This window comes from Kribbella sp. NPDC004875 (genome assembly GCF_042873375.1).
Classification (GTDB): domain Bacteria; phylum Actinomycetota; class Actinomycetes; order Propionibacteriales; family Kribbellaceae; genus Kribbella.
Genome location: NZ_JBIALI010000006.1, coordinates 575167 through 592976, shown reverse-complemented (window position 1 = coordinate 592976; position 17810 = coordinate 575167). Strand labels below are relative to the sequence as shown.

Below are 17810 nucleotides of genomic sequence, written 5' to 3'. Positions count from 1 at the left end.
TGTGCGCGTTCCGAACGCCTGCTCCGCGGCGCGATGCGTGGTCTCGACTGCGCCGAAAGTCAGCTGCTCCACCCTCCACCTAATGTCCAGCAAACGTATAGACATTGGAGTCGCACCGAGACCACGTGTCACCAGACGGTCGCGACGGTCAGCCGGACTGCTGCGCCGCCCACGTCGCGAACGAGGTGAGCGGGATGCCGAAGCTTGTCGCGACAGCTGGGTCGGCGGAGATCCCGGTGGCATTCATACCGACCTGGTTCTCCAGCAGTAGCGGCAGCATGCCACGCGCCACGCCCTGCTCGACGGTGACTGTTTCCACCCGCGCCGGATCACCCGCCGCGGTCAGCGCCGCTGCCATCTCCGCGAGCGAGAGTACGTCGCCCGCGAGGTCGACCGCCTGCTCGTGGAAGCGGACCGGATCGGCGAACGCGGCGGCCGCCGCAGCGCCGATGTCCTGCGTCGCGACGACCGCCAGCGGCTTGTCAGCGTCGACGGCGGTGACGATCGTCTCGCCGGTCAGGTCCTCGAACCAGATCGACGGCCGGATCAGGTTCGACATGAAGAAGGCCGGGCGCAGCTCTGTCCAGTAGCGGAACCCGGCGTGCGGGAGGGCCAGGCCGACCGCCGCCTTGCTGTTCCAGTAGTGCGGGTTGCCCCACGCGGGTGCCCGACCTGATGCTGCCCTGTCGAGGAACTCGCGGAGCCCCGCGACCGACGAGTGCACGAACTGTTCGACACCGGCCTCGCGCGCCGCGTCGACGAGGTTCAGCCCGTTGATCCGCTCGACGTCCGAGCCGAGATCGCTCAGGTCAGGCGTCTGTACGGAGAACACCGCCCGGGCGCCCTCGAGCGCCGGGGGGGAGCGAACCACGGTCGGTCAGGTCACCCACGACCAGCTCGGCACCCGCCGCCTCGATCGCCCGAGCCGCGTCCGCGTCGGGCCGCCGTACCAGCGCCCGGACCGGTACGCCGTCCGCCAGCAGCCGGCGCGCGACGCTGCCGCCCTGCTGTCCGGTCGCGCCGGTGACCACCACTACATCTGACATATCTGTCTCCAGGAGAATCGATGAGAACGATCCGCGGCACCCATCGCCGGCGGACTTGCGGCCCACGGTAAAACTTGACGTCGACGTCAGGGGCAAGTCCGGAGAGGAGCGGCGCATGCGCATCGGGGAGCTCGGCGGCAAGGCCGGGGTCAGCACCCGCGCCCTGCGGTACTACGAGGAACACGGCCTGCTGCGCCCGGAACGGACCGGCAGCGGGCAGCGGATCTATCCCGACTCGGCCGTCGACCGGGTCCGGCTGATCCAGCAGTTCTACGCCGCCGGTCTGAGCAGCCGCCTGATCGAGCGACTGTTGGCGGGCATCGACGCACGGCACCTCGATCCCGCTCTCCTGGAACGCCTGGCCCAGGAACGCACCCGCATCGCCGACGAGGTCGCCGCGCTCCAGGAAGCCGGCCGGCGCCTCGACCAACTGCTCGACATCGCAGTGCACCCCAAAGAGTCGTGCCGCGCCGCCGACCTCGAACCACTCACCCCTTCCACCGGACGAACCAGGCGGAGTCTGCGGCAATAAGTTCTGACCGGGAGTCCTGGCGGGTTTCGTGGGTGGGGGTGGGGAAATCGCCCGTGGAGGGTGAGGTCGGGGTGGCGCGGAGTGTTGATCATGGGGCCGTGGAGACGACTGAGCAGGCTGGGCTGGAGCCCGAGGGGCCGCGGTTCGGTCCGGTGCTGGTGTTCGACGTCGCGGTCGGGCTGTCGAGTCTGGCCCTGGCGACCACGGTCGCGGCCGCGCGCGGCGCGAAGCGGGCCGCCGTCGTGGTGCTCGGGCTCCCGCAGCAGGCCCGGTCCGGTGGTCTGCTGCAGAACCTGGCCCACCGGGGCGAGCAGCAGGAGGACGAGCTGAAGTCGCGCCTGTCGACGGCCAGTGACGAGGTGGTGCAGGCGGTCGTCGACGCGATCCTGAGCCGGATCGACCTGAACGAGACGGTCCGGAGGTACGTCGACGTGAACAGCCTGGTCAAGCAGGTCGACCTGCAGGAGGTGATCACCAGCCTCGATCTGGCCGGTCTCGCCGAGGGCGTGATCGCCGAGGTGGACCTGTCCGAGATCATCCGGCAGTCGACGGGTTCGCTGAGCTCCGAAACGGCCCGCGGGGTGCGGATGCAGGGCATCTCCGGGGACGACGTCATCGACGAAGCGGTCGGCAAGATCCGCCTGCGCTTCAGCAGGAAGCCCGCGGCACAGGCGGGCACGCCGGGCACGACGGGCTCGTCAGGCGGACCGGGCTCGTCGGCCGACTCGTGAGCCTTGATCCGATCCCGCAGGAAGTCTGGCCGCACCAGGGCCGGCCCGCCGGACTCGTCACGCGGACCGCGGCGGCCGTCGTCGACTTCTTCGTCGTACTCGCACTGCTGACCGGCGGCTACCTGGCCCTCAACGCACTGCTGTTCGTGATCAACCCGAGGCACTTTCACCTGCTCGCGGTGTCGGCCGTGTTCAGCCGTACGGCGAGTCTCGTCGTCTTCGCGGGGTATCTCGCCGCGGCCTGGACCATCACCGGCAAGACCTTCGGCTGCCAGGTGATGGGGCTGCGCGTCGTGAGTGCCGCGGGCGGGCCCGTGCGGGCTTGGGTGGCGCTGGTGCGGGCGATTCTCTACACGCTGTTCCCGATCGGCCTGGTGCTGTGTGTGATGCGGCACCATCGCTCGTTGCAGGACATGCTGCTGCGGACCCGGGTCGTCTACGACTGGCGTGCCCAGCGCGACGGCCGGATCACACCGGCACCGCAACCACGCTGACCGCCGGGTCACCCGGATCGGGTGAAGTTGTCACCGTCGCGCCGGCGGCACCTGGACGACCTCGACGATCGTGATGCCGAGGGTGTCCAAGTGGTTGAGTACGCCGGCAAGCGCGGCCTGATCGTCGAGCTCGCCGTGCAGAACCGTCTGGGCGGGTTCGGGATCGGCGGACAGTGACGGGAAAGCGTCGGTCAGTTCGGGCGAGAGATCGCCCTTCACCCGGATCATGTAATGAGCCATGCGACTGTCCTTCCCGCTCGACAGCTTCGACTTTGCTGCCCGGACACCCGTCGGGCATCACCCTTCCCGGGGGAGCGAGCTGCCGGCCGGCGAGGCGAGAATACGGAGTGGCGGTAACAGCCTGGCCGACTCAGCCGGAGGAGGGCCGATGGCCGGAACGGCGGATCAGCAGGCATCCGGGCCGCCGGTTCGCGCCTCGGACACGGCCGGCGCGATCTACGGCACGATCGCCGCGATGGCCGTCATCGCCGGTGGCGCGAAACAGCTCTCCGCCGATCGCCTGCTCGTGGTCACCGTCGCGACCCTCGCCGTGTTCTGGCTGGCCCACGTGTACGCCGACGCGCTGGCGCACCACCTGCGCGGGGCGCGACGGCTGGAGTGGAAGGCCGTCCGGGCCGCGATGGCCGAGGAGTGGCCGTTGCTGACCGGACCGGTGCCGTGCCTGGTGGTGCTCGTCATCGCGGCGATCGGCGACCTCGACCTGGAGCGCTCGGTCCGGGTGGCGCTGTGGATCGGCGTCGCGCAGCTGTTCGCCTGGGGGCTCGCCTTCGCGCGGCGGCAACGGTGGAGCTGGCCGGTCGCGGCGTCGGCGGGCGCCCTGAACGCTGCCTGCGGCGTCGCGATCGTCGTCCTCGAGGTGGTGGTGCACTGACTCGGGGTGTCACCGCCGTCGCTGTTCCGCGCGCTTCCTGGCCTGCCCGGACAGGATCCGGACCAGCGCGCCGACGAACACGACGTTGAAGGCGATCTGGACGAGGACCAGCACCCTGGCGATCTGACCGGCCGCGTGGACGTCGCCGTACCCGACGGTGGCCATCGTGGTCACGGTGAAGTACAGCGAGTCCGTCTTCGTCTGCAGGCCCGCGATCTCGCCGGGCCGGGTCCGCTCGAGCCAGAAGAAGCCGAGCGCGAACACCACGGCGGACAACTCGATCAGGATCAGCAACGTCTGCAGCCGGACGTCTTGGTCGCCCCGGAGCTGACGGCGGATCTGTCCCGCGATGGCCCAGCCCAGCACGGTCACCGCAAGGACGGTGACGACCAGACCGAGGATGAACGGATTGTCCGCGGAGCGGTCGGTCGGTATCGCGTAGTACGCGACCAGCAATCCGCCGAAGCTGATCACCGGCCGGCGCCAGTCACTCGACGTGCCGGTCACGCCCCGACCGCCCTGACCGCCCTGACCGTAACCACGGTTCCAGCATCGGGGCCGAGCCACCGGCGGTCCCTCACCCCGCCCGGATGAGTCCGTCCGCCGTCCGCCCGCCTACCGTCGAAACGCCGGATCCGGCCCGGCAGCGGCGGAGGGTGGCGGATGATGCGCCAATGGGCCGAGCACCCCCAGGTACGGCGGGTGGTGCGATGGGCCCGGCAGAACGTGATCGGCCGGACCGTCATGGCCGCGCTCGAGATCCGGCTGTACGACCGGGCGCTGACGCTGGCCGGGAAGGCGTTCGTCGCGCTGGTGCCGTTGCTCATCGTGCTGGCGACGCTGCTCAGCGGGTCCGGCGCGCTCGCGCTGGCCGACTGGATGATCAGCAAGTTCAGGCTCACCGGCGCGTCGGCCGACGCCGTACAGGCGCTGTTCGGCCGGCCTCCGTCGGCATCCGGCGGCCTGACGATTCTCAGCGTGCTGACGGTGCTGGTGTCGGCCAGCAGCTTCGCGCGGTCGTTGCAGCGGACCTACGAGGCGGCGTGGCGACTTCCCGCGCGCGGCCTGCGCGGAACCTTGCACGGTATCCAGGGCGCCATTCTCGTCCTGGTCCTGCTGTCCGCGGTCGCGTACCTCGCCAGCCTGGCCGACAAGCTGCCGGGAGGCGTGGTCGTCAGTCTGGTCGCGGAGACCTGTGTCGCGTTCCCCGGTTGGTGGCTGGCCAGCTGGCTGATGCTGAGCAGACGGATCACCTGGCGACTGCTGCTACCGGGTGCCATCGCGAGCGCGCTCGGACAGACGCTGGTCGGCCAGGCCGGCTCGTACTACGTGCCGCGCCTGATCGACCAGAACGCCGAGCGGTACGGCGTCATCGGCGTCGCGATCGCACTCATCTCCTGGCTGGTGGTGCTCGCATTGCTGATCGTCGCCTCGGCCGTGGTCGGGGCGGAGCTCGGCGCGGCGCTCGCCCGGCGCGACGAGGCCCGGAACGCGGCGGCGTCGACCGGTGCGGACGACGACGCCACCTAAAACAGGCACGTCAGTCCGGGGGCTCGGTTCGGACGCAGCGGAAGCCGATGTGACTCATGCCCGTGTCGACCATCTGCGGACGCCTGGCCGCCGGCCGGTAGCGCCGGCAGTAGCTGTCCGCACAGAGGAACGAGCCGCCTTTGAGCACCCGGCGCGGGATCCGGAACTGCGGCTGCGCGGCGTCCGGACTGCCCATCGGCCCGTCCGGCGAACAACACGACGGCCCGTTCTGCGGTTCGGACTCGTACCAGTCGCGGGTCCACTCCCAGACGTTGCCGGCCATGTCGAACAGGCCGTACCCGTTGGCCGGGAACGACCCGACCCGCGCGGTGTGCCCGTAGCCCGGGTCCGATCGCCAGGGGAAGTCGCCGTGCCAGAAGTTCGCGAGCCGCTGCCCGGGCCGTTCGGGCACGTTGCCCCACACGTACGTCGCCCCGTCGAGCCCGCCCCGCGCCGCGGCCTCCCATTGCGCCTCGGTCGGGAGCTCGGCGCCGGCCCAGTCGCAGTACGCGAGCGCGTCGTCGTACGCGATGTGTACGACGGGATGGTCGGAGCGGTCGGCGATGCCCGATCCGGGTCCTTCCGGATGCCGCCAACAGGCTCCCGGCGTCCACGTCCACCACTGACTCAGATGGCGCAGGTCGACCGGTCCGGGAGTTCGCGTGAAGACCAGGGAGCCCGGTTTCAGGTTCTCCTTCGGAGCTCCCGGGAAGTCGGCCGGGTTGAGTGGTCGCTCGGCGACCGTGACGTACCTGGTGTCCGCGACGAAGTCGGCGTACTGACGATTCGTCACCGCGTAGGCGGCGATCCAGAACGGTGCGACGTCGACCCGCCGTACCGGACGCTCCTCGGGGTAGTGCTGCTCGGACCCCAACGTGAACGTGCCGCCCGGTACGGCGACCCAGGCCTGGGTGGTGGGCTTGGTCGCTGCCGCCATGTCCGGCTCCTCCCCGAGCGTCTGTGACAACTGTCGCGACGGGCACACGGCTGAGGATCACCCGTCAGGGGTGAGAAAGGTGCACGTTCAACCGGAAACGGAATCGCCGGTCGAGAGTTCGGCCGGTGGCGGCTTGTCCGGCCGGTTGGACAGCAGTGGGCCGATCCAGTCCGCACGGGGATCGACATCGACGAGCAGGGACCTGACCAGCAAGCTGAGCGGGATCGCCAGCAGCGCACCGAGCGCGCCGAGGACCCAGGCCCAGAAGACCAGCGACAGGAACGTGAGCGTGGTCGAGAGACCGACCGCGTCACCGACGAACTTCGGCTGCAGGATCGTCTGGATGATCAGGTTGGCCAGGCAATAGACCACGATCACCGCGAGTGCCAGCGACCAGCCGCCGGAGAGCAGCCCGAGCACCGCCGGTGGGATCAGCCCGATGACGAAGCCGATGTTCGGGATGTAGTTCGTGATGAACGCGAGGAGTCCCCACAGCAGCGGCACCGGAATGCCCAGCAGCCACAACGCGATGGTGTCGACGACCGCGACGATCAGTCCGAAGATCGTCGACACCACGAGATACCGGCGGGTCCCGTGGGCGAACGAGAGCAGCCCGTCGACGAGCGTCGGCTTCGAGGCACGGACCCGGGACAGCAACGCCGGGAACGTGCCGGCGTCCATCGTCAGGAACAGCACCAGCGTGAGGATGAACGCCAGGCTCGACACGGTGTCGAGGACCGTGCCGAGCACCGTCTGCATCAGGTCGGCGACCTTCCCGAAGTCGAGGGCGCCGAGCAGGTCGTGCACCTGCCCGGAGCCGATCCCGGCATCCGCCAGCTTCCCCGCGATCCCGGCGACGCGGTCGTCGAACTCGTCGGCGTACGTCGGCAACAGCGTCGCGAACCGTGCGGTCGCGATCACGAGCGCGAGACTCAGACCCAGCAACAGCCCGTAGACCGCGACGACGCAGACCGTCGATGCGGCCCAACTCGGGAGGTGCAGTCGCTGGAGCCGGCGGCGTACCGGATGGACGACGATGGTCAGCACCAGCGCGAGGAAGATCGGACCGACGAAGCCGGCCGCGATCCGGAGGCCGCCGATCACCACCACAGCCGCGGCGAAGGTGCCGAGCACGACGAGCCCGCGCGGGAGCCCAGGGCGAGCGTCGGCCGAGCGCGCCATCGAGATCCTCCGGGTCCGGTGACCTTTCGCCACAGTGTTGGCCGTGGGCGCGCCGCCTGATTCACCCACCAGGGATGAACCGGCTCGGCACCGTCCAGACTCGGCCTAGAGCAGGCCGACGGTGCGGGCGACACGCAGGGCGACCGAGCGCTTCTCGACGCAGAGCTTGCGGTAGAGGGACATCAGGTGCGTCTTCACGGTGTTCTCGGTGATGTAGAGCGCCTGGGCGATCTCGGTGTACGAACTCCCGAGCGCCAGCTGATCGAGTACGTCGGCCTCGCGCGCGGTCAGGTGGATGGTCGCGCCGTTGATCACCGCTTCAAGTCGCCGAGGCGGTGCTTCCGCGACCTGGTCCGTGGGGCGGGCCAGCAACGCGATGCCGCCGGTGTTCCAGGTCGCCCGGTGCCGCGACAACTTGTCCAGGGCAACCGACGCGAACGGATGCGCCCGCGGACTCTCGGCGCAGCGGCGCAGCAGATCCATGAACGTCGGTTCGAGTCCCGCCATCGCCAGCGGTTGCAGCAGATGCTGCGGCGCGATGTCCGTCAGCAGAACGCTCAAAGCTTGTTCGGCCCCCGCCGTGTCACCGAGGCGGACGAGCAGGATGACCCGGAACGCCTTGGCCGACGCGGCCAGCGTGGGGTACAGACTCGGATCCGCGAGCGCGGTGTCGACGGCATCCAGCGTGGCTCGCGGGTTGTCCACCACCCAGGAGCCGACCGCGCGCAGCAGTGCTGCCTCGGCGACGTTGCCGGACTCTTCGAGGATGCCGACCTGCGACTCGGCCGAGGGGCGGTCGTCGACCAGCAGCGCGACCCACAGCCGCAGCAGCGCCAGATCACGCACCAGGAAGGACGGCAACTGCCCAGCCGCCGGTGGATCGGAGGCCAAGGCGAGACGCGCCTCGTCGAGACGGCCGTCCTCGATGACATTGACCGTCCGCATCATCTCCCGCAACGCCGTGACGACCGGGTCGGAACCCGGGACGTCGGCCTCCGTGACGGTCCGGCTCCAGTCCCGGGCATCGTCGAGGTCGAGTCTGCTGAGCGCCGCGAGTCCGAGGACCACCTGCGCACGTACGACGTGCTCCTCGGCGAGACCGTACTTCGCCGCGCTGTCGAGCGCCGCCTCGGCCGAGCGAGCCGCGCTCTGGACCTGACCGCGCACGAGTTGCACGACCGCCCGATGCGCCTGCCCTGCCGCCAGCAGTTGCCGGTGGCAAGCCATCCGCGCGGTCACCGCGACTTCGTCGAGATGGCAGGCAGCGTCATCGAGTCGATCGGCGGTGGTCTCCGCCGCGGCGAGCTCCAACAGCACCCAGGCCAGGCGTTCCAGGCCGAGGATCGCGCGGTGTTCGCCGGCACTCGCGGCGCGCTCGACGAGCACGGTCGCTCGCCGGATCGCGTCGTCGACGTCGTACCAGCCGTAGCGGGACTCCCACAGGCGCAGTACGGCGACATCGGCTTCGAGCGCATCGCTGCTCGGGCCCGATTCGTCCGTCATCTCGGCGGCGGCCGCCGCATCCATGACAGCGCCCGTGAGGTCACCGGTGAAGCGGCGTAACAGGCCACGGACACCCGCCAGGTGCAGGTGCGTCTCGACGTAGTCGTCCGGGAGTACGTCGAACCCGGACGCGACCAACGCAATGTCGCCGGCGGCAAGCAACGTGGGACCGTGCACCAGCAGCAACTCGGCGACCAACCCGGGATCGCTCGCACCCAGCGCATTGGTCAGCGCGGCCGTGGCGTCGCCGTGATGCGCGTAGTACGCCGCCGCCCGCCGGCGCGCCGCGACGACACGCTGACCGTCGTGATCGTTGCCGACCGCCCGCCGCCGGAGCAGCTCGACGAGCAACGGGTGATAGTCGTACGTCGACTCGCTCCCGTGCCCGTCGGAGTACGCGGTGACCAGCAGACCCTGGACCGAGAGATCGGCGAGAATCGCGCCCGCGTTCGGATCCCCGCTGAGCGCCGCCGCGAGCTGGGCGGTCATCTCGCGCTGCTCGAACGTGCTGAGCAGCACCCCTTGAACACGTTCGTCGAGTGTGTCGAACGTTTCACCCAGCAGCAGGTCCAGCACCGGCCGCTCGGTCAGCGCCGGCGGCGGACTGTCTCCGGAGATCGTGAAGGCCCGCGCCGCCAGAACGAGCGCGGCCGCCCAGCCCGAGGTGGTCTCCTGCAGCAGTTGGATGTCCTCGTCGCTGACACCGTCGGCGTGCGCGTGCACCAGCGCCGCGGCCTCGTCGTCGGTGAACCTGAGGTCGCGGGACCGCAGGATCGACCCGAGGCCACGCAATTCGAGCTCGGAGATCGGGAGCGGGAGGTCGTATCGGCTGGCGATCACCAGCCGGACGTCGTACGGCGTGGTGAACAGCAGCTCCGCCAACCGCCCGACCGCTGCCGGTGGCAACAAATGCGCGTCGTCGATGATCACGAGATCGGGACGGCTCCGCGGAGGTGCCGTCCCGAGCAATGCGGCCAGGTTGCCGGTGTCGTGGCCGGTCACCCAGGCCACGGACCGCTCCTGGTGCGCCGCCCAGTCGGCCAGCAGGACGGTCTTGCCGGTGCCGGCCGGCGCGACCAGCATCGTCAGCGGCAACCGCGAGCCGCGGTCGAGGGCGATGTGCAGCCGCCGGCGCGTCACGAGACTGAGCGGTGGCCGCGGGCTCTGTCCGAGCCCGGTGCCTACCGCCCCGTCAGGTCTCTCCCCAGGCTGCGGGGTCATCGCCCGTGTGCCCTCCCATGAGGAGGCGCCGTCACGCGGACGGCCTGCGGCGCCTCCCACTGTCAATCGAGACTAGACCGTCTGAGATTTCCCTGGGAAGGGTTGCTTCCTCGGAAGGGACGTTGCCGGCCTGCTCAGGTGCGGATCGCGCCCGGCCGGGTCAGCGCCCAGATCACCCAGATGTCGAGCGCGATCAGGACCAGCGACCAGAACGGGTAGTACGGGATGAAGAAGAAGTTCTCCACCGCGCTCAGCACCACCAGGAACAGGGCCGCGATCCCGGCCCAGGTGGCGCGCCGGAACACCCCGACCCCGACCAGGATCAGCAGCACGCCCAGGATCAGGTGGATCCAGCCCCAGGCCGTGGTGTCGAGATTGAACGTGTAGCCGCGGACGACCACGAAGAACTCGTCGTTGATGACCGCCACCAGACCGGTGATGACGTGGAAGATACCGATGATCAGCAGCATCGTCGCGGCGAAGGTCATACCACCGATCGCCCAGCCGGAGACGGGCTCTTGCGTCCGCTCGGTGTCCTGGCTCATTGCTTCCCCCTAATGTGTCGCATTCGACTCAGGACCCTAGAACGCCGCGCATCCGGCCGACTCACCCTCGAGGGATGATGCGTGGGATCACGCGCAGTGGTCGGATCGAGGGGTGATTGCCGGACCCGCCGCCGGGGGCGGCCGCGGGCTCGGCTCCTCGCGGTGGAGAGTCGCGTACAGGGGCGCACGCTTCCACCGCAGGTGCCGTGCGGTGTCAGCCGCACGGCACCACGCGGTCAGCCGGCGCCTGCCGACAGTGCCTTGGTCAGTGCCTCGGTCATGCGCCGGCGGGCCGTGTAGTAGTGCTCCGGCTCGAGCACCGGCCGGTCGAAACGCACGGTCCGGCCGGGATCGACGATGTCCAGCGCCGCGGCGTTCCCGAGGGTGGCGCGGACGGCCTGCAACGCCCGGTGATCCCACATCGCCTGCGCGAAGACGCGGTGCCGGATCGACGGCCACGGCGTACCGTCCGGGCCGGGGTAGACGGCGAACGGGTCGCCGGCCGGGAACGCGCCGCCGGCGGAGGTGTCGGTGAACGGGTCCACCCGCCGGATCGCGTGCCACGTGTACCAGAAGTTGAACCCCCAGTGCAGGAATCCGTCGACGCCCGAGGCGAAGAGCTGGTGCCCGATCGCCCGGTTGCGCGCCGACGGCATCCCGATGAAACGGTTCGCCACATCGCGGTCCTGGCTGACGCAGTAGTACACCCAGAGGCGCTCCGGCCGCTCCGCGAGGAACGGTTCGACGTGATCGGTCGCGACGACGGGCACGGGTACGGCGCCTGAGGTGTAGAACGAGTGCTCGCTGAGGGCGTCGACGACCGTCCAGCCCTTCAGCAGATCGGTGACGACCGCCTTGGCGGCGAGATAGCTCGCCAGCCCCTCCTCCCCCGACGGCTCGTCGGAGATGTGGAAGACCACGTGCTCGCGATCCCACTCCTCGTCGAGCACCGCCTGCAGCGCGGGCAGCAACGCTTCCATCAGGGCGCGGTACCGCGCATCGGTCGCCGGCACGTCCCACCCGAAGGCCCGTTCCTCGTTCACCACGATGCCGGGCGTCGCCCGCGCACCCCACTGGGTGAACAGATGCGCGACCTCCACACCAGTGATCCCGGTACGACGGCACAGTTCGAGCCAGCGCCGCAGCTTGTCGAACCCGAACCGGTATCCCTCAGCGGTGGCCGTGATGTCGACGAGCTGCACAACCGTGCGGTACGAACCGACCGCGGTGTCCAGCGGCGGCGTCCACACCGGCGCGAGCAACGAGGTCGCCCCCATTTCGGCCGCCGACGCCATGAAGCGCTCGACGATCGTCCAGTGCTCCTCGCTGAACACCTCGACGCCGTAGTGATCCGCGAGCGCGTCCAGGTGCATCCAGTGACTCGACACGATGTCGAGCGGCGGCAGCTCGATTCCCGAGATCTCGACGCTGACCGGTTCGCGGTACAGCTCCTCGCCGTCGGGAGAGCTGATCACGACCGTGAGCTCGTGGACGCCGGCCCGCGCGGGGTCAGCCGTCGTGACGTCGAACCACAGCGCTGCCCAACTGCCGAACCGCACTCGCGCCTCGCCGTCCGGCACCGGGCGCAGCAGGTCCGGGTACAGTCCCGGCTCGTCGAACTCGTAGCCGTCGTCATGACCCGGCAGCGCGAGGAAGGCGCACGGCACGAGGTCCACGCTCGACACGGTGACCAGGTCGGCCGCCGTACCCTCGACGGTCGCGCGGAGCGGGCGCGGGTCCCGGAACTTCGGGTCGAGCGGCGGGCGGTACGCGAGCTGGAAGGACGCCGGCTCACCGAGGAACGCCTGGAACCGGGTCTGTCCGGACACCGGCCGCGGATCCCGGACCGGGTGCACCTTGACCAGCGCGTCGCACAGAACGAACTCCCATGTCGCGGTCACGGAGGACCACTCCTTCCCTCGCCGGGCTGCGTGATGATGGCGTCAATGATGCAGATTCGCGCATCAATGCACAACGAGCCGTCCATGGTCGCGCTCCGGGATCACCCGATGTGGGTGATCAGCCGGTCCGGCTCAGGACACTAGGCTCGCGGCGGGAGGTCGCGATGTCCCACACCGACGACGGACCGCACGAGGCCCCGGTCAGGTCCGGCCCGAGCCGGCTCCTGGTCGTTGCCATCGCGGAAGGGGTGATCGTCGCCGCGCTCGTCATCGCGCTGATCGTCGTCGCCGTCCGCAACAGCCGCAGCCCGGCGTCCGCGGCGTCGGGTTCGGGCAGCACAGACGCCGGTACGGCGATGTGCGCGGCGATCCCGGTCGCGCAGCAGGTGCTGCCGTCGATCGTCACGATCTCGGCGAGCAGCGGTGCCCAGGCCGGCACCGGCTCGGGCCAGATCTTCCGGGACGGCGGCTACATCCTCACCAACGACCACGTGATCTCGCCGGCGGCGTCCGGCGGCAAGGTGTTCGTTCGCTACAGCGACGGTCACAGCGTGGACGCGACCATTGTGGGACGCGACCCGGGCACCGATCTCGCCGTACTCAAGGCGTCCGACAGCGCGAAGGACTACCCGGTGATCGGCGTCGGCTCGTCGGCCGAGCTGCAGGTCGGCCAGCCGGTGGTCGCGCTGGGCGCGCCGCTCGGGCTGTCCAGCACCGTCACCTCCGGCATCGTCAGCGCTCTCGACCGCTACGTGCCGGTCCCGGGCGAGGGCGTCACGCACCACCTGATCGGCGCCATCCAGACCGACGCGGCGATCAACCCCGGCAACAGCGGTGGCGCGCTGGTCGACTGCGCCGGCAAGCTGGTCGGGATCAACGCCGCGATCGCGACCGTGCCGAACTCCGCCGGGGTCGGTGGCGGCGGCAGCGTGGGTCTGGGCTTCGCGATCCCGGTCGATCTCGCCGGACCGATCGCCGACGAACTCATCCGTACCGGCAAGCCCGGCCACCCGACCACCGGTCTCCAGGTCCAGGAGATCCCGCCCGCGGTGGCGAAGGCGTCGGGCGCTCCGGCCGGGCTCTTCGTCCTCGCCGCCACCGGGCCCGGAGCCCAGGCCGGACTCCGGACGGGCGACGTGATCACGAAGATCGACGGCCAAGCGGCCACCAGTAGCGAGCAGATCGTGGTCGCGACCCTCACCCGCGAGGCCGGAGACACCCTCGAACTCACTTACGTCCGGAACGGCGCCTCGAACACGACCAAGCTGACGTTGGCCGCCCAATAGTGTCCTGAGTCGGGGTTCAGCTCTGCAGGGCCTCGACCAGTTCTTCCTCGCGTTCCTTCGTGAGGTTCGTCTGGATGACGGTCGGGTTGAACGGCTTCAGCGCGTCGATGACGCGGTCCACCGTGGCCGAGCGCGCCAGCAGGAACACCGCGGCGTGGCCGATCTGCAGCTCGCGGCCCACCTGCTTGATCATGTCGTCGTTGATACCGACGTCGGTGAGCTTGCCGGCGACCGCGCCGGTGGCCGCGCCGACCGCCAGACCGGCGAGCGGGTTGAGGAAGATCAGACCGATCAGGGTCCCCCACAGGGCACCCCCGGCCGCACCGGCGGCGGTCATGTTCATCGTCTGGTGAATCCGCACCTTGCCCTTGTCGTCCTTGTACGCGTACGCCGCGTCGTCGCGTTGCAAGAGCTGCTGTTTCGCCAGATCTTCGGTGACCTGGAGGACGCGCTCGGCGTCCTCACGGCTGTCCACACCGAGCACCACCAGATGGGTCATGTCGAACTCCTCGAGGCAGGGCGCGGTCCTGTACGCCGCGCTGGACGCCTCATCCCATCAACCGGACCGGGTACCGGCTTCCTCCGATTAGGGTGACTCGCCCGGACGACCGGTGCCGGAGTCCTTCGAATCGCGCGCCCGGTGCACCCGGGGCACCTTCGCCCCGATCCAGACGGCGACCACGACCAGTAGACCGATGCCGATGAACCAGCCCCACAGGCCCTCGGAGACCGGGCCGAGCCGGCCGAGCCCGAGTCCGCCCGGGTCCTTCTGCTGCTGCAGCGAGACGATGTACGCGATGATGTCCCGCTTGTCGACGGGTGTCAGGACCGGGTCCGAGAAGACCGGCATCTGCTGGGGACCGGTCAGCATCGCCTGGTACATGTTCTTCGGCGTGGTGTGCATCAGCGAGGGCGCGTACTTCCCGTTCGGGAGGGCGCCGCCGCGGCCGGCGAAGTTGTGACAGGCCGTGCAGTTGGTGCGGAACAGCTCACCGCCCCGGGCGATCCCCGCCTGGTCGACCTTGCTGACGTCGTACTCGTCCGGGGCCGGGATCGCCGGTCCGGGTCCGAGCGAGGCGACGTACGCCGCGAGCGCCGCGATCTCCTCGTTCGTGTACACCGGCGGCTTCTGCGGGATCTGGGCCCCGGGCTGCGTCGCGGGCATCCGCCCGGTGCTGACCTGGAAGTCGACCGCGGCCGCGCCGACACCGATCAGCGAGGGGCCGGCGAACCGGCCGGCACCGTTGGTGCCACCCTCGGCGAACATGCCGTGACAGCTCGCGCAACCAACCGCGAACAGCAGTCTGCCCTGCTCGATCTGGTCCGAGTTCGGGCCGTCCGCACCCGCGGCGCCGCGCGGCACCAGAGCGGAGTACCCGAGGCCCACCGCCACGAGGGCCGCGCCGAGTGCCAGCGCGCGGCCGAGTGTCGCCCGGCGCCACGGCCGAGCGGCCCTGTTGCCCGTGTCCCCCATCTGCACACCTCCCGGCCGCCGCCGGAACACCAAATCCCACCTCGGGGCGCTTGTGATCCCCCGAATCAGGTGAGGTTACTTGGCGCCGGCTCGGCGAGTGTCGCGTTTGGTCTGGCGGCGCGCGCCCATCGCCCGCGTGGACGCGTCCTTCTTCAGCCCACCGGTCGTCTTGACCGTCCGCGGCCTGGTGCCGCGCGTGGTCGTCTCCGTCGCGGCCGACTGCGGTTCGGCCACCCGCATCTCGGGTCCGGCGGCCTTGGCCTGCCGGGCCGCCTCGATCCGCTCGCTGCGCAGCTCCATCGACGACCGCCTGGCGGCCGCCGCGACCTCCCGGCTCACCTTCGCCAGCGCCAGCTCGAACAGCTCCGCCTTGTCCCGGGACCGCTGGTTCTCCGGGAACGACCGCCCGCGCCCGCCCGCCGCTCCGACGGCGGCGCTCGCCGCCCGCCGATAGTTCTTCAGGTACTTCGTCCGCGCCCGCCGGACCCGGTCGTGCAGCGCCAGCAGCTCGTCCTCGTCCAGATCTTTGAGCGCGTCCCGCTCGGTCTCGGCCACCAGGAGCCGCTCGGTGTCCGTCAACGAGTTCAGCAAACCTTGGTTCATCGCAGTCTCCTACTCGCCCTCTCGCAGACTACGTGCGTGACGCATCCGCGTCGAGGCCCGGTCGCGCACCGCACACAACAGTTGGCCAAGGCAACTACACGGCAACTACACGGCAACTACACGGCAACTGCACGGCGACTACTGCCAACAGGGTTGCACGATCGGTGCCTGGAGGAACACCCTGTGAAGATGACAACCGATGGGTTGACCGACGGCCTGGCCACGATCCGCGACGAACTCATCGAGTTGTACAAGGAACTGCACCGCACCCCGGAGCTCTCCTTGCAGGAGACGCAGAGCGCCGGGCTGCTCGCGCAGCGGCTCCGGGACGCCGGCGTCGACGAGGTGGTCGAGCAGGTCGGCGGCACCGGCGTGGTCGGCGTGATCTCCAACGGCGACGGCCCCGTCGTGATGCTGCGGGCGGACTTCGACGCGTTGCCGGTGCTCGAGAAGACCGGGCTGCCGTACGCGAGTTCCGCCCGAGGGGTGGATCGTGACGGGAACGACGTACCGGTGATGCACGCCTGTGGTCATGACATGCATGCCGCCTGCCTGATCGGCGCCGCGACTTTGCTGGCCCGGTCGCGGGAGTCGTGGCACGGGACGGTGCTGGTGGTCTTCCAGCCTGCCGAGGAGCTCGCGGTGGGGGCCCGGAACATGGTCGCGGACGGCCTGTTCGAGCGGTTCCCGAAGCCGGAGATCGTGCTCGGGCAGCACGTCGGGCCACTGCCGGCCGGGATGATCGGCTACGGCACCGGCCCGGTGATGGCGGCGGCGGACTCGGTCAACGTCACGCTGTACGGGCGTGGTTCGCACGGGTCCCGCCCCGAGGCCGCGATCGACCCGGTGCTGATGGCCGCGCACGTCGTGACCCGGCTGCAGAGCATCGTCGCCCGCGAGGTCCCGCCGGCGCAGCCGGCCGTGGTGACCGTCGGCCGTCTGCAGGCCGGCACCAAGGACAACATCATCCCGGAGACGGCCGAGCTCGGGATCAACATCCGCACGTACTCGGCGGAGAGCCGCGACCTCGTCCGCGCGGCGGTCGAACGCATCGTCCGCGCCGAGAGCCAAGCCAGCGCCGCGCCGCGCGAACCCGCTATCGACTGGTTCGCCAGCGCGCCGATCCTGATCAGCGACCCCGAAGCCACCAGGACCACGATGGCCGCGATCACCGAGCATTTCGGCCCGCACCGCATCCAGCCGATCCCGGTCGTGAATGCCAGCGAGGACGTCGGGGTCTTCGGCGACGTGCTGAACGCCCCCACGGTCTTCTGGTTCTGGGGCGGCCTCGACCCCGCGATCGCCGTACCCGCCTTCCAGGAAGGCCGCGAGGACGACCTCCCCAGCAACCACTCCCCCTACTTCGCCCCCGCCATCGAACCAACCCTCAGCACCGGCGTCGAGGCCCTCACCGTCGCCGCCCGCACCTGGCTCAACTCCTGAACCTGCCGCTGCAGAGGGAGCTGACTCGGCGTGGATGCCCCGTCCTCTCGTCCTGACCGGTTTGGGGAGGATTTCCCTCCCGAATCGGCTAGCAATCCTCCCCAGTCCGGCGCCAACGACGGTTTGTTGAAGTAGCCGTCAGGTCACCGCGTTACCGGCGGCACCCTGCGCATCTGGCACGGGAGCGACCTCGTAGTGCGTGACCGTCTCCTCGCGGTCGAGGAGGTAGGCGTCGTCTTCCGGGTAGTACTTCGCCTTCTCGATGTCCGCACCCGCGAAGGCGCGGATGTGCTCGAGATCGGTCCACCAGCTCAGCGTCACGATCTCGGTCCGCCCATCCCCGAGGTCGCGCGTGAGCAGCTGCGCACCGTGGTTCCCGGGCGTGCGGCGGTAGCCCGCCATCCCGGTCCGCTCGACGATGTCGGCGTACTCCACGGCCTTCTCGGTCGGCACCCAGCCCCGCCACATGCGTGCGATCATCCGCCCAACG

General features: G+C 69.9%; 20 protein-coding genes. 7 read left to right on the top strand and 13 right to left on the bottom strand.

Translation table 11 applies throughout. The features are described from left to right. Positions 1–148: 148 nt before the first annotated feature. Positions 149–832, bottom strand: a complete 684-nt coding sequence (locus tag ACFYRH_RS33355; protein WP_387783622.1) for an NmrA family NAD(P)-binding protein — start codon at positions 830–832, stop codon at positions 149–151. Then, on the bottom strand, positions 810–1046 hold the full coding sequence (locus tag ACFYRH_RS33350) for an NmrA family NAD(P)-binding protein (protein ID WP_387783620.1): 237 nt from the start codon (positions 1044–1046) through the stop codon (positions 810–812). Before ACFYRH_RS33350 ends, ACFYRH_RS33355 begins: the two co-directional genes overlap by 23 nt. Positions 1047–1161: 115 nt before the next feature. Between ACFYRH_RS33350 and ACFYRH_RS33345 the strand changes: the two genes are divergently transcribed. From ACFYRH_RS33345 to ACFYRH_RS33335, 3 genes are all read left to right on the top strand, one after another. Next, positions 1162–1578, top strand: a complete 417-nt coding sequence (locus ACFYRH_RS33345) for a MerR family transcriptional regulator (protein WP_387783618.1) — start codon at positions 1162–1164, stop codon at positions 1576–1578. 98 nt (positions 1579–1676) lie between these two features. After that, complete coding sequence (locus ACFYRH_RS33340; protein WP_387783616.1) at positions 1677–2309, top strand: hypothetical protein; 633 nt, start codon at positions 1677–1679, stop codon at positions 2307–2309. After that, positions 2306–2803, top strand: coding sequence for an RDD family protein (locus ACFYRH_RS33335; RefSeq protein WP_387783614.1), 498 nt, complete (start codon positions 2306–2308; stop codon positions 2801–2803). Before ACFYRH_RS33340 ends, ACFYRH_RS33335 begins: the two co-directional genes overlap by 4 nt. A 30-nt stretch (positions 2804–2833) precedes the next feature. On the opposite strand, the gene ACFYRH_RS33330 is transcribed toward ACFYRH_RS33335, so the two are convergent. Next, a complete protein-coding gene (locus tag ACFYRH_RS33330) occupies positions 2834–3043 on the bottom strand; it encodes a hypothetical protein (RefSeq protein WP_387783612.1) in 210 nt (69 codons plus the stop codon). Between the two features lie 148 nt (positions 3044–3191). Between ACFYRH_RS33330 and ACFYRH_RS33325 the strand changes: the two genes are divergently transcribed. Next, entirely contained in the window at positions 3192–3695 is a 504-nt protein-coding gene (locus tag ACFYRH_RS33325; protein WP_387783610.1) for a hypothetical protein, read from the top strand. Positions 3696–3704: 9 nt separating this feature from the next. Here the strand turns inward: ACFYRH_RS33325 and ACFYRH_RS33320 are convergent, their stop codons facing one another. Next, on the bottom strand, positions 3705–4202 hold the full coding sequence (locus ACFYRH_RS33320) for a potassium channel family protein (RefSeq protein WP_387783608.1): 498 nt from the start codon (positions 4200–4202) through the stop codon (positions 3705–3707). Positions 4203–4358: 156 nt separating this feature from the next. On the opposite strand from ACFYRH_RS33320, the gene ACFYRH_RS33315 reads away from it, so the two are divergent. Next, entirely contained in the window at positions 4359–5225 is an 867-nt protein-coding gene (locus ACFYRH_RS33315; protein WP_387783606.1) for a YihY/virulence factor BrkB family protein, read from the top strand. 10 nt (positions 5226–5235) lie between these two features. Here the strand turns inward: ACFYRH_RS33315 and ACFYRH_RS33310 are convergent, their stop codons facing one another. The 5 genes from ACFYRH_RS33310 to ACFYRH_RS33290 form a co-directional block, all read right to left on the bottom strand. Further along, positions 5236–6162 (bottom strand): formylglycine-generating enzyme family protein, encoded by a 927-nt coding sequence (locus tag ACFYRH_RS33310; RefSeq protein ID WP_387783604.1) that lies wholly within the window; start codon positions 6160–6162, stop codon positions 5236–5238. An 87-nt stretch (positions 6163–6249) separates the two neighbouring features. Continuing rightward, positions 6250–7344 (bottom strand): AI-2E family transporter, encoded by a 1095-nt coding sequence (locus tag ACFYRH_RS33305; RefSeq protein WP_387783602.1) that lies wholly within the window; start codon positions 7342–7344, stop codon positions 6250–6252. Positions 7345–7449: 105 nt separating this feature from the next. Next, a complete protein-coding gene (locus ACFYRH_RS33300; protein WP_387783600.1) occupies positions 7450–9987 on the bottom strand; it encodes a LuxR C-terminal-related transcriptional regulator in 2538 nt (845 codons plus the stop codon). A 215-nt stretch (positions 9988–10202) separates the two neighbouring features. Next, positions 10203–10613: a hypothetical protein gene (locus ACFYRH_RS33295; protein ID WP_387783598.1), complete on the bottom strand. Its 411-nt coding sequence runs from the start codon at positions 10611–10613 to the stop codon at positions 10203–10205. Between the two features lie 236 nt (positions 10614–10849). Then, positions 10850–12514 (bottom strand): DUF4091 domain-containing protein, encoded by a 1665-nt coding sequence (locus ACFYRH_RS33290; protein ID WP_387783597.1) that lies wholly within the window; start codon positions 12512–12514, stop codon positions 10850–10852. A 164-nt stretch (positions 12515–12678) separates the two neighbouring features. Between ACFYRH_RS33290 and ACFYRH_RS33285 the strand changes: the two genes are divergently transcribed. Further along, a complete protein-coding gene (locus ACFYRH_RS33285) occupies positions 12679–13800 on the top strand; it encodes a S1C family serine protease (RefSeq protein ID WP_387783596.1) in 1122 nt (373 codons plus the stop codon). A gap of 16 nt (positions 13801–13816) precedes the next feature. Here ACFYRH_RS33285 and ACFYRH_RS33280 read toward each other — a convergent pair whose 3' ends face one another. The 3 genes from ACFYRH_RS33280 to ACFYRH_RS33270 all read right to left on the bottom strand — a co-directional run bounded on the left by ACFYRH_RS33280 (position 13817) and on the right by ACFYRH_RS33270 (position 15877). Next, complete coding sequence (locus ACFYRH_RS33280) at positions 13817–14299, bottom strand: DUF1269 domain-containing protein (RefSeq protein ID WP_387783594.1); 483 nt, start codon at positions 14297–14299, stop codon at positions 13817–13819. An 87-nt stretch (positions 14300–14386) separates the two neighbouring features. After that, positions 14387–15274: a c-type cytochrome gene (locus tag ACFYRH_RS33275; RefSeq protein ID WP_387783592.1), complete on the bottom strand. Its 888-nt coding sequence runs from the start codon at positions 15272–15274 to the stop codon at positions 14387–14389. A gap of 75 nt (positions 15275–15349) precedes the next feature. Beyond that, positions 15350–15877, bottom strand: coding sequence for a hypothetical protein (locus tag ACFYRH_RS33270; protein WP_387783591.1), 528 nt, complete (start codon positions 15875–15877; stop codon positions 15350–15352). Positions 15878–16066: 189 nt separating this feature from the next. Here ACFYRH_RS33270 and ACFYRH_RS33265 point away from each other — a divergent pair, with 189 nt between their 5' ends. After that, entirely contained in the window at positions 16067–17320 is a 1254-nt protein-coding gene (locus ACFYRH_RS33265; RefSeq protein ID WP_387783589.1) for an amidohydrolase, read from the top strand. A 138-nt stretch (positions 17321–17458) separates the two neighbouring features. Here ACFYRH_RS33265 and ACFYRH_RS33260 read toward each other — a convergent pair whose 3' ends face one another. Then, on the bottom strand, positions 17459–17800 hold the full coding sequence (locus ACFYRH_RS33260; protein ID WP_387783587.1) for an antibiotic biosynthesis monooxygenase family protein: 342 nt from the start codon (positions 17798–17800) through the stop codon (positions 17459–17461). Between the last annotated feature and the right edge of the window lie 10 nt (positions 17801–17810).